Annotated in this window: 10 protein-coding genes and 1 other annotated feature; of the genes, 8 read left to right on the top strand and 2 right to left on the bottom strand. The window is 43.8% G+C overall.

The features are described 5' to 3' along the window. The first annotated feature begins 46 nt into the window (after window positions 1-46). From mtnN to ASG02_RS08110, 5 genes are all read left to right on the top strand, one after another. Window positions 47-745, top strand: coding sequence for a 5'-methylthioadenosine/S-adenosylhomocysteine nucleosidase (gene mtnN / locus ASG02_RS08130; RefSeq protein ID WP_029342223.1), 699 nt, complete (start codon window positions 47-49; stop codon window positions 743-745). A 106-nt stretch (window positions 746-851) separates the two neighbouring features. Then, window positions 852-1,796 (top strand): beta-ketoacyl-ACP synthase III, encoded by a 945-nt coding sequence (locus tag ASG02_RS08125; RefSeq protein WP_056062457.1) that lies wholly within the window; start codon window positions 852-854, stop codon window positions 1,794-1,796. Window position 1,797: 1 nt separating this feature from the next. Further along, the gene (gene fabF / locus ASG02_RS08120; protein WP_056062450.1) at window positions 1,798-3,036 is read left to right on the top strand and encodes a beta-ketoacyl-ACP synthase II; all 1,239 of its coding nucleotides are present in this window, start codon (window positions 1,798-1,800) and stop codon (window positions 3,034-3,036) included. A 97-nt stretch (window positions 3,037-3,133) separates the two neighbouring features. Then, window positions 3,134-4,690, top strand: coding sequence for a peptide ABC transporter substrate-binding protein (locus tag ASG02_RS08115; protein ID WP_056062447.1), 1,557 nt, complete (start codon window positions 3,134-3,136; stop codon window positions 4,688-4,690). Between the two features lie 205 nt (window positions 4,691-4,895). Next, complete coding sequence (locus ASG02_RS08110) at window positions 4,896-6,539, top strand: peptide ABC transporter substrate-binding protein (protein WP_056062443.1); 1,644 nt, start codon at window positions 4,896-4,898, stop codon at window positions 6,537-6,539. A 99-nt stretch (window positions 6,540-6,638) separates the two neighbouring features. On the opposite strand, the gene trpS is transcribed toward ASG02_RS08110, so the two are convergent. Both trpS and ASG02_RS08100 read right to left on the bottom strand, forming a co-directional pair. After that, complete coding sequence (gene trpS / locus ASG02_RS08105) at window positions 6,639-7,640, bottom strand: tryptophan--tRNA ligase (protein WP_056062436.1); 1,002 nt, start codon at window positions 7,638-7,640, stop codon at window positions 6,639-6,641. Window positions 7,641-7,691: 51 nt separating this feature from the next. Next, window positions 7,692-7,897 (bottom strand) — a binding site (T-box leader). A 56-nt stretch (window positions 7,898-7,953) separates the two neighbouring features. Beyond that, a complete protein-coding gene (locus ASG02_RS08100) occupies window positions 7,954-8,334 on the bottom strand; it encodes a DUF3899 domain-containing protein (protein ID WP_056062433.1) in 381 nt (126 codons plus the stop codon). 272 nt (window positions 8,335-8,606) lie between these two features. Here ASG02_RS08100 and ASG02_RS08095 point away from each other — a divergent pair, with 272 nt between their 5' ends. From ASG02_RS08095 to opp3C, 3 genes are all read left to right on the top strand, one after another. Further along, a complete protein-coding gene (locus tag ASG02_RS08095) occupies window positions 8,607-10,220 on the top strand; it encodes a peptide ABC transporter substrate-binding protein (RefSeq protein WP_056062429.1) in 1,614 nt (537 codons plus the stop codon). 333 nt (window positions 10,221-10,553) lie between these two features. Continuing rightward, complete coding sequence (opp3b, locus tag ASG02_RS08090; RefSeq protein WP_035406592.1) at window positions 10,554-11,480, top strand: oligopeptide ABC transporter permease; 927 nt, start codon at window positions 10,554-10,556, stop codon at window positions 11,478-11,480. Beyond that, window positions 11,480-12,511, top strand: a complete 1,032-nt coding sequence (opp3C, locus tag ASG02_RS08085) for an oligopeptide ABC transporter permease (RefSeq protein ID WP_035406596.1) — start codon at window positions 11,480-11,482, stop codon at window positions 12,509-12,511. The genes opp3b and opp3C overlap by 1 nt, the downstream gene beginning before the upstream one ends. Window positions 12,512-12,520: the final 9 nt, after the last annotated feature.

Raw genomic sequence — 12,520 nt, 5'->3', positions numbered from 1 at the left:
CAGGAGCCGGAGCAATCCGGCTTTCTGTTTGATGGAGGAATGGACCATGCCAATCGCAATCATCGGCGCAATGGAAGAGGAAGTCAACTTATTGCGCAACGAGTTGTCAGAACGTAAAGATACAGTCATTGCAAACTATCATTTTTATGAAGGACTCTTGAATAGCGTTCCTGTCGTCATTTTGAAGTCAGGAATCGGGAAAGTGAACGCTGCGATCGGTACGACATTATTGCTTGACCACTACAAACCAACTGCTGTCATCAATACCGGCTCAGCAGGCGGATTTAAAGAAGGCTTAACGGTTGGGGATGTCGTCGTCTCAACAGAAGTACGTCACCATGACGTAGACGTGACAGCGTTTGGTTACGAATATGGTCAGGTACCTGGAATGCCAGCTGCCTACCAAGCAGATCCAAAGCTCGTAGCAACAGCAGAAGCTGTCATCGAGCGCATGGATGCAATTCGTGTCGTTCATGGATTGATCGCGACAGGTGACTCCTTCATCCATGATTCAGAGCGTTCTGCTCAAATTAAGGCGCACTTCCCAGAAGTCGCAGCCGTCGAGATGGAAGCTGCGCCAATCGCACAAGTCTGTCATCAGTTTGGTGTTCCGTTCGTCGTGACACGTTCGATTTCAGATAGCGCTAATGAAGAAGCGTCACTCTCGTTTGATGAATTCCTCGAGATTGCGTCAATCAATTCCGCTAAAATGGTCATGGAAGTCGTTCGGACGTTAGCAGAATGAGGTAGAAGGAAGGGCACGGGAGACCTTGCTCTTCCTTTTTTCTTTGACAAAAGCAAATTAACGCTTTATATTAGTACCAGATACTAATAACAAAAGGGGATGCCTTATGAAGATCGGGATTGTAGGATTAGGAACGTCTTTGCCATCACGTCGCGTAACGAATGATGAGCTAGCAACGACGCTCGACACAAGTGATGAATGGATTCGGACACGAACAGGAATCGGGGCACGACGAATTGCAGCCGATGATGTGGATGTAACAGACTTAGCGACGGAAGCGGCTCAGAAGGCACTCGATGATGCTGGATTGACAGTAGAGGACATCGGTTTGATCGTTGTCGGAACGGCAACAGGACGTGCGTTCCCTTCTACAGCCTGTATCGTCCAAGAGCGCCTCGGAGCACGAGGGGCGACCGCTTTTGATATCAGTGCGGCCTGTAGTGGATTCATCTTCGCATTACAAACAGCTGCAAGCATGTTATCAACAGTCGAAGGAAAACATGCACTGGTCATCGGTGCCGAAAAAATGTCGAGTATCGTTGACTGGTCAGACCGGTCGACAGCGATTTTATTCGGGGATGGTGCAGGAGCAGTCGTCATCGGAAAAACTGAGCAAGAGGGATTAAATGCTTTTGAACTCGGAACAGACGGACGTGGAGCCCATCTGTTGTTTAAGGATATCGATGGACCAATCGAGATGAACGGTCGCGAAGTCTTTAAGTTCGCTGTTCGTAAATTACCGAAAATCGTTGAGAAAGTCATTCAAAAAGCAGACAGCACGCTTGAAGATGTCGATATCTTGATTCCGCATCAGGCGAACCTACGCATCATCGATGCAGCGTGCGAACGACTGCATATTCCGCAAGAAAAGGTCATCGTTACAATCGATGAGCATGCGAATACATCTGCTGCTTCGATTCCACTCGCACTCGAAGAAGCACGTAAGCAAGGTCGTCTGACACCAGGTACGAAACTTGTACTTGCTGGCTTCGGTGCCGGATTGACTTGGGGAGCAGCATACATTACTTGGACTAAAGGAGAGAACACATAAGATGATGAGAAAACGCGTTGTAGTCACAGGAATCGGGGCATTGACACCAATCGGGAATGATGCGAATACATTCTGGGATGCATTAAAAGAAGGAACGAACGGAATTCGTCCGATGGAGCGTCTTGATATCGATGAGTATCCAACGAAGGTTACGGGCGAATTACAGAACTTCGATGTCACAGAATTCATCGAGGCGAAAGAAGCACGTAAAATGGACCGCTTCGTTCATTATTCACTTGTCGCAAGCATGGAAGCTGTAAAAGATGCTGGAATCGACATTAAAGAAATTGCAGAACGCGCTGGGGTCTGGATCGGATCTGGAATCGGTGGCGTTGAGACGATCGAGAAACAAGCGAAAATCTACTTTGAACGTGGACACCGTCGTGTCAGCCCATTCTTCATTCCAATGATGATCCCGAATATGGCAAGCGGTCAGGTATCGATTTATACTGGAGCTAAGGGACCAAATAACTGTTCCGTCACTGCATGTGCTTCAGGAACGAATGCCATCGGAGAAGCACTGCGTGTCATCGAACGTGGTGACGCGGATGTCATGATTGCTGGTGGTGCGGAAGCTCCGATCACGAACTTAGCATTTGCTGGTTTTTGTGCCAACAAAGCGATGTCAACGAACCACGATCCTGAGACGGCAAGCCGTCCATTTGACGAAGGACGTGATGGATTCGTCATGGGAGAAGGAGCAGGAATCTTAATTCTTGAAGAATATGAGCATGCAGTAGCTCGTGGTGCGAAAATCTATGCAGAGGTCAGTGGGTATGGATTAACAGCTGATGCGTACCACATCACGGCTCCGGATCCAGACGGAGACGGTGGAGCACGCGCGATGGCGATGGCGATTCAAGATGCGGGCATTACTCCGGAGGCAGTCGGATACATCAATGCTCATGGAACGAGTACACCAATGAACGACATCCTTGAAACAAAAGCGATCCACAGTGTCTTCGGTGAACAAGCGAAACAACTCGTCGTCAACTCGACGAAATCGATGATCGGTCACTTACTTGGTGGAGCAGGTGGCGTCGAGGCAATTGCGACGATTAAATCATTACAAGAACAAACAGTTCACCCGACGATTCATCTCAAACAGCCGAGCGAAGGCTGTGATCTCGACTATGTGACAGAAGGTTCACGTCACGTCGAAATGACTTATGCGCTCAGCAACTCGCTTGGGTTCGGTGGACACAACGCATCACTCGTCTTCAAACGGTATGAAGCTTAAGCTCAAGCGACTCCCTTGAAACATCAAGGGAGTCGCTTTTTTGATGAAATTCTGATTCAATAGAGAAATGCGTGTTTGACGCAGAAAGGAGTCGTTTATGGCTAACATCACGAAAAAGACATCGATCATGGCACTGCTCCTATTTTTACTGATTGCACTTAGTGGCATGCTCATATATCGTCTGTCGTCGTCTCAAGAAACTAAAACAAGTAACGAAACAAAAACAGCAAAAGTCGAACTGATTGAATCATCGCTTCCGAAAACGTCAGATATTGCGCTGGCGACAGATAGTCGTTCACAGACACTTTTAGCGCAATTGTATGAAGGATTATATGTCTTTACTTCCGGAACATCGGTCCGTCGAGGTTTAGCGCAGGATATGTCAGTCTCGAAAGATCGATTGACGTATACGATTCAACTCAAAGAAACGAAGGATGCCAATGGTCAGCCGATTACGGCGCAGCAGTTCGTCGATAGTTTTCGGCGTATCGCTGCTAATCAAACCAATTCACCGTATGGTTTCTTGTTTGAAGTATTTAAAAATGGACGCGCCGTCAATGATGGAGAAATGAAACCACAGCGTTTAGGGGTCAAAGCCAAAGGACGCAATCAACTCATCATCACGTTGAATCAGCCAGTTTCGAATCTAAAGGAATTACTTGCGATGTCCGTCTTCTATCCACAACCGAAATCAAAAAAGTGGGAAGATCTTGTTGGAAATGGTGCATTTACACTAGAAAAGATGTCGAAAAGCGGATATACGCTTAAGAAAAATGATCAGTATCATCAGCAAAACGTTGTCACAGTAGCGAAAATAGAAAGCCGTATCATTCCCGATCATCAGACGCAATGGATTTCGTATGAGAAAAGCAAGGCGGCTATCCTTCCATTACAAGAGAGTGTCGAAACACAAGGTGATCAGGTTTCACGACCGACCTATCAAAAAAAGCGGAGTGGTGTCTTTTATATCGCCTTTAATCAAAAAAACGACACGTTCCGCGATAAGACACTCAGAAAGCGGATTGCTCACGCCTTGATGGAAAAAGAATCGGTTCAACTTCCTTTAGGGTATGCAGGTATTCCGACGAATCGATTCGTCGTCACGGATACGAACGTATTGATGTCAGAATCCGTTCAAGAGAAACCTGAAAAATCACAAGTACAAAATAAACAACAAATTGAGATGCTTAATTTTGATGATCCACAAGCAAAACGGATTGGGGAACAACTCGAAACCTATCTTGAGAAACAAATACCTGAGATTGATATCATTCTTAAGCCAGTCGCGATTGAAGAAAAAATCGACAAAGAACAATCATCACGATATGCGATGACTTTGACTGGCTGGATGCCAGATTATCCAGGACCGCTATCCTATTTAAATCAATTCGTCTCAGACAATCCTTTAAATTCGGTGAATTATCAATCAAAGGTATACGACCAGACAGTTGAAAAAGCACGACAAGAAAAAGAGATAAAACGAAAACAAGCACTCTATCATCAAGCCGAAGAACGGTTAATCCATCAGGATGCTGTCGTCGTTCCTTTGTATCAGACGACTCAGAAATTATATGTTTCTGATACGATTCAAGGAATTGAAGTACCGATTTATGGACCGGAATACCTACTCCGATCGATGAAAATTTTAAAATAATCACTTAACTGGGACCATTATTTCTTAAGGTCCCAGTCTTTTTTGAAAAAATATTTAGAAAAATCGGATAAAAGGTTTGCAAAATTATCAGAACATTGTAAACTATTTGTAACGAAGGGTTTGATTCGAATATAGTAATTCTTTTTTTTTCGGTCAAAAACCTGACAGTATCATTTTTTTAGAAACCTAGGGGGGTCATCGTAACATGAAGAAGAAAAGCTTTGCTTTAGCTACATCGGTAGCACTCGTATCAAGTGCGTTCCTCGCAGCTTGTTCGACAACGGATTCAGGCGACAAATCGGGCGACACAGGTTCAAGCAAGAAATCAAATGATCAAACACTTAATTTGATCGAAGGTTCGGATATTCCGACACTCAACCCGACGACTTCAACAGACTCAGTTTCATTTAACGTATTGAACAACACGATGGAAGGTCTTTACCGTCTTGATGACAAGCAGCAGCCGACTCCGGGTATCGCTGAAAGTCACACGGTTTCAGATGACAAATTAACATACACGTTCAAATTACGTGATGCGAAATGGTCTGACGGTACACCAATCACGGCAAAAGACTTTGAATATGCATGGAAAGAAGTTCTTAATCCAGAGAACGCTTCACAGTATGCATATGTCTTCTACAATATCGAAGGTGCAGAAGAGTACAACACGAAGAAAGGTGATCGTGATGCTATCGGCGTTAAAGCAGTAGATGACAAAACGCTCGAAGTTAAATTAAAAGCCCCTGCAGATTACTTCCTCGGACTCACTGGATTCGGACCATTCATGCCGAAATCAGAAGAACTCTCGAAGAAAATCGGGAAAGACTTCGGTTCGACTGCAGACAAATCGCTTTACAACGGACCATTCAAGTTAACAGAATGGACACGTGAGCAAGGCTGGAAAATGGTTAAAAACGATAACTACTGGGATAAAGATGCCGTTAAACTCAAAACAATCAACGTTAAGGTCGTTAAAGAGACAGCGACAGGCGTTAACTTATATGAAAAAGGCGACATCGATCGTACAGGTCTAACTTCTGAGTTCGTTGCCCAGTACAAAGACAATAAAGAGTTCAAAACAAAAGGTGAATCAACGATCTTCTACCTTTACCTCAACACAAAGGTAAAAGCACTTGATAACGAAAAAATCCGTCGCGCAATCGACATGGGTTACAACAAAAAAGGGATCACGGATGTCATCCTTGCAAACGGATCACTTCCAGCGAACTACCTCGTACCAAAAGATTTCGCGAAAGATGCTGACGGAAAAGATTTCCGCGACAAGTATCCGGCATTCAACGAATACAATGCCGACGAAGCGAAAAAACTTTGGAAAGAGGGTCTCAAAGAAATCGGTCAAAAATCGGTTGATCTTGAGCTCTTGAACTATGACAGCGACGACTCGAAAAAAATCGGTGAGTTCTTGAAAGGGGAACTTGAGAAAAACCTTCCAGGTATGAAGGTTACGATCAAGCAACAACCATTCAAAAACAAACTTGATCTTGAAAACAAAGGTGACTTCCAGTTCTCACTCGCAGGCTGGGGTCCTGACTACCAAGATCCAATGACGTTCCTCGATCTCTTCGTCACGGGCGGACCATACAACCGTGGTAAATGGTCGGACAAAGAGTACGATAAACTCATCAAAGATGCACAAACTCAAACAGATGCAGCAAAACGTTGGTCTGAACTACAAGAAGCTGAAAAAATCCTTCTTGATTCAGCAGCAATCTCACCTGTTTATCAGCGTGGACGTGCATTCCTCGTTAAACCATACGTTAAAGGAGTCGTCGAGCATAACTTCGGCGCAGACTTCTCATACAAATGGGCTTCAATCGAAGGAAAATAAGCAAAATAAAAACGGCTTCCGATTTGATTCGGAAGCCGTTTTTTATTTGTAATATATAAAAAAGACCGGGACATCCCGGTCTTTCGCGTAGAGGACGAATTATTTTTTTACTTTCGCACGTTTCCGTTGTAAGCCCATTGCCTTTTCAATTTTCGCAAGTTTTTTGGCGGCAACTGCTTCTGCGCGATCACGTCCAGCGTCGAGAATTTGATCAAGCTCTTCAGAGTCAATCAATTCATAATAGCGCTGTTGAATCGGTTCGAGTTCCGCAATGATCGCTTCCGCGACATCTGCTTTGAATGTTCCATAATTCGAGCCCTCGTATTTTGCTTCAAGAGCTGGAATCGAGATACCAGCGAGTAGGGAATAAATCTCAAGTAAATTCGACACACCTGGTTTGTTTTCTCGATCGAATTTTACGATGCCTTCTGAGTCTGTGACAGCTGATTTCACTTTTTTACGAATGACATCCGGTGCGTCAAGCATCGAGATGAAGCCTTTCGGATTTTGATCAGATTTCGACATCTTTTTATCGGGCGTCGTCAAACTCATGATCCGGGCACCTGATTCAGCAATGATCGGTTCTGGTAATGTGAACGTCTCATAATAGCGGCTATTAAATCGTTGCGCTAAATCCCGCGTTAACTCAATATGTTGTTTTTGATCGTCACCGACCGGAACGAGTTCTGCGTCGTAGAGAAGGATATCAGCTGCCATGAGTGTCGGGTAGACGAACAATCCTGCACCAATCCGCTCTTTTCCTTGTGATTTATCTTTATATTGCGTCATGCGTTCTAGTTCACCCATACCGGAAAGACATGTCAACATCCAGCCGAGTTGCGCATGCGCTTTGACTTCTGATTGAACGAAAATCGTTGATTTTTCTGGGTTCAGACCACTTGCGATATAAAGAGCAGCAAGGGCGCGTGTATTATTCATCAGTTCAACACGATCGATATCGACCGTGATCGAATGCAGGTCGACGACGCAATAATACGCATCATGACCATCCTGTAAGTTCACGAAGTGCTTCATGGCACCTAAGTAATTTCCGAGTGTGACCGTTCCTGTTGGTTTGATACCTGAGAAAATCGTTTTCATAATGAAATCCCTCCAAATAATAAAATCAAAATAAAAAACGCCCCTTGAAAATCAAGGGACGAGTCATCGCGTTGCCACCCAAGTTGCTATTTACATAGCCGCTCAATTTGCTGTAATGGGCAAACCCATCTGACTCTACTTGTTTCGAATCAGCCACTCGAAAGTCCATTCACTTAGGCATCACCTGTCCATTTTCAGCACCATGGACTCTCTGAGAGGAGTGGATCTAAGTTACTACTCTTTGTCGTCGTGTTTTCTTGTTTAATTAGCTTGAGTTTATCATACCTTAGGTAAAGCGTCACGTTGATTTCGTTTAAAAATATGAGATGATCAGTGAGACGACGATGAAGATGATACCGCTTGAGACATAGGGTTTCGTCCGTACTGAAGCACGGTGTTGCTTTTTGCGAAGCACTTCTTCCTCCTCGTCTTCATCTTCGTAATAATCGCCATCAATCTCTCGCAACTTCGCTTCCCGCTGCTTTTTGAATCCAGCTGTCATGCCACGGAAGAAACCGTTAGCAGACATATTCGAGAAGAATCCTACTGCAACTAACAAGAATCCTGCTATGAATAAACCACCAGACAGATGATACAAGATACCATGTGTCGAATCCGTCATAGTTGCCCAAATCGTGTAAAGCAGAACAAGAATGACCGCAATGATGACCGGTCGGAAATACGTCGATCGCATGAAAATCCCCCTTTGCGTACATAGATACCCTTAGTATACGAAACTTTTAATGCTGTTACGAATCGGTAACAAATGAATGATGCAAAATAGCAAATAGTGTGACTATTCACTTGACGTTAATGCTATTCTCACATAAAATCAATTTATCACTTCGTTTAAGTTTTTGAAACTAGGTCAATGCATTTTGGGGAATACATTGCAGTTTCGACGGGACGTTATTGATGTCATACGCATTATGGCAACTTGAAAATTGAAAAGGAGATGACTTACCGATGAAGAAAAAAACAGTCGGTCTCGCTTTATCAGTCATGCTTGCAGGAAGCGCTGTGCTTGCTGGATGTTCGACAGGTGGCGGAGACAAAGATTCAGGTTCGACAGACGGCAAGAAAAATCTACGTTTAACGGACACTTCGGACATCACGACAGTGGACCCAGCGAAGGCTACGGATGCCGTCGCTTTCAACATGATCGGGAACACGATGGAAGGTCTTTATCGTTTAGACAAAGACGGAAAAGCGATTCCAGCACTTGCAGAAAAAACGGATATCTCAAGCGACAATTTGACGTATACGTTCACACTTCGTGATTCGAAATGGTCAGACGGTACACCCGTCAAAGCACAGGATTTCGAATTTGCATGGAAACGTGCTGCTGATCCAAAAACAGGTTCTAGTTACTCGTACATCTTTGACACGTTAAAAAACGGCTCTGATGTCACGCAAGGTAAAAAGCCTGTTGGTGAACTCGGTGTTAAAGCAATCGATGATAAAACGTTAGAAGTAAAACTCGAGCGTCCAGCTCCGTATTTCCTCTCACTGACGTCATTTGGTACATATACACCAATCAGTGAAGACTTCTATAAGAAAAACGAGAAAGACTTCTCGCTTAAACCAGATAAATTGCTTTATAATGGGCCTTTCGTTTGGGAAACTTGGAAAACGGATTCAAAACGTGTCCTGAAGAAAAACGATAACTACTGGGATAAGGATGCTGTCAAACTCGACGAAGTTACAATCAGTGTCGTTAAAGATAATTCAACAGTAGTAAATCTTTATGATTCAAATGATGTCGATTACGCAGTTTTGACTTCAGAGCAAGTTGAAGCTTACAAATCGAAGCCTGAATTCAAGACAGCGCTTCGTTCTTCGATCGCTTACTTGAAATTCAATAACGAAGATGCAACGATGAAGAATGTCGATGCACGTAAAGCAATCGCTCGTGCGATCGATCCAAAAGGTATCACGGATACACTTCTTGCGAACGGTTCGATTCCGACGACAAGCTTTATTCCAAAAGACTTCGTCAAAGATGCATCAGGCAAAGACTACACGAGCGACATCAACTGGTTCGACCGTGATGGAAAAGAAGCAGCAGATCTTTGGAAAAAAGCAAATGGCGATAAGAAAACGACGATTGAATTGCTTTCGTTCGATAGTGAAGATGCGAAGAAAATCGGTGAGTACATGAAAGGTCAAATCGAGAAGAATCTTCCGAACGTCACTGTCTCAATTAAGCAACAGCCGTTCAAGAACAAACTCGATCTTGAAGCAAAAGGAGATTACCAAATCTCTTACTCACTTTGGGGTCCGGATTACCAAGATCCAATGTCTAACCTTTCCATCTTCGAATCAACGAACAGCCAAAATGACGTGAAGTACAAATCAGCTGCGTATGATAAATTATTAAACGCGGCAAACGACGAGTCAGATTTGACGAAGCGTTTAGATTTGTTCAAACAGGCTGAGGCACAATTGATTGAAAAAGATCAAGCCATCGCACCAATCTATCAAGCGGGTTCTGCATACTTGAGCCGTCCGTCGGTTAAAGATTTCAACCGTCAATTGTTCGGAGCAGATTTCCAATACAAATATGTTGATGTGAAGTAATCGAGAACGGGAGCGTCCCTAAGTCAGTTCGGGTGCGCTCCTGTTTTATACTACTTTGAATGAACGGAAACTCATTTTTAGCGGAAATGTGAAATTTTCGTAAAAAAATGGTTCTAATTACTTTGTTAGCAAAGTATAATGGAATCAAACGAAAAATTCTGACTATTGGACGACATTAAAAAAAGCGTCTGATCGAACATCGAATCAAAGCACAATTAAAAAGAATTTTAAATTTTTATAACAAAATTCTTGAATGTTCCGACAATTGTGGGTCATACTGATTTTATTGATGTTTCGAAAAAAACAGAAAATCTTTATAGGGGGTGCCATCTTATGGGCCGTTATTTAGCTCAACGCCTGGTTTACGGCGTACTGACGTTTTTACTCATCGCTTCGTTCACTTTCTTCCTGATGGATCTGCTACCAGGTTCACCATTCCAGAACCAGGAGAAACTTTCTCCTGAACAGTTGAATATCCTTCGGGATAAGTACAATTTGAATGATCCACTACCACAACGCTATGCAGCGTACATGGTTAACTTATTCCAAGGAGACCTTGGTGTATCGTTCAAATATGACAGCCGTCCAGTTACAGATTTAATTTCTGAACGAATTGGACCATCGGCTCAACTTGGAGTTCAAGCACTCGTACTTGGTGTACTCTTAGGTCTCGTACTTGGTGTAGTTGCTGCACTTCGTCACAACACAGTTGTCGACTACGGAGCAATGTTCATCTCGGTTCTCGGGATTTCAGTACCATCTTTCGTATTCGCCTCACTCCTTCAGTATTATGTCGGCGTGAAATGGGGCGCTTTGCCAGTAGCGTTCTGGGAAAGTCCGGCGCATACGATTCTACCAACGATTTCGTTGTCTCTTGGGGTCACCGCCTCGATTGCCCGATTCGTAAGGACGGAAATGCTTGAGGTTACAGGTCAGGATTACGTCACGTTAGCTAAAGCAAAAGGCCTAGATGGTCAATCAATCACTTGGAAACACATGGTTCGGAATGCATTGATTCCTGCTATTACGATTCTTGGACCTATGACTGCTGCATTGATCACAGGTACATTTGTCATCGAAAAAATCTTTGCTGTACCTGGGCTTGGTGAGTTGTTCGTATCGTCAATCACACAAAATGACTATACAGTTATCATGGGTACGACGCTGTTCTTCTCGGCAATCTTCATTCTCATGATTTTAATCGTCGACTTGCTATACGGTGTCGTTGATCCACGGATTCGTTTGGGGGGTAGTAAATAATGGCTGAACAAAATTCAAATGCAAAAGCGGAACAGTTCGATTCATCATTGTTTCAACAAGTTGAGTTCAATGAACAAGCCGGTGAACGAATTGCCGGTAAAAGCTTAAACTTTTGGCAGGATGCTTGGATGCGCTTGCGTAAAAACAAAGCAGCGATCATTTCTCTTGTCTTGATCATCGTGATTGCCATCATGTCATTAGCGGGTCCTGCAATCTCTGGTAAAGATGCTTATACCCAAACAATCACTCAAGCTAAACTTCCACCTAAAGTAACAGGATTAGAGTGGGCTGGCTTTGATGGTATGGCAACACTTGGTGAGACACCAATCGATTTTTATAAACAAAAACAAGTAAAAGAAAATTATTGGTTTGGTACGGACCACCTTGGTCGTGATCTTTGGTCACGTGTCTGGGAAGGGACTAAAATTTCACTCTTCATCGGTTTGATGGCAGCGCTTATTGACGTTCTCGTCGGTGTCACATACGGTGGTATTTCAGCTTATTACGGCGGTCGCGTCGATAATATCATGCAACGGATCGCGGAAATCCTGACAGGGGTACCGAACTTAATCCTGATCATCCTCTTCATCTTGATTCTTGAACCAGGAATCACGACGATCATCCTCGCGATGACGATTACTGGTTGGATCGGGATGAGTCGACTCGTTCGTGGTCAGATCCTGAAACTAAAGAACCAAGAATTCGTTCTCGCAGCACGTACACTTGGTGCTTCTAGCGCACGTTTAGTCTTCAAACATTTGATTCCAAATACCTTGGGTACAATCATCATCTCGCTCATGTTCACGATTCCTGGGGCAATCTTCTTCGAAGCTTTCCTAAGCTTCATCGGTCTTGGGCTTGCACCACCGCAACCGTCGCTTGGTACACTGATCAATGAAGGGTACAAAGAACTTAAGACGTTTCCTTTCTTGCTCGTCGTTCCATCGACAGTGCTCGTACTCCTCATGATCAGCTTCAACATGTTGGCAGATGGATTACGTGATGCGTTCGATCCACGTCTACGTCGCTAACAAATATTA

The organism is Exiguobacterium sp. Leaf196 (genome assembly GCF_001423965.1).
Taxonomy (GTDB): Bacteria; Bacillota; Bacilli; order Exiguobacteriales; family Exiguobacteriaceae; genus Exiguobacterium_A.
This window is presented reverse-complemented; position numbering and strand designations above follow the sequence as displayed.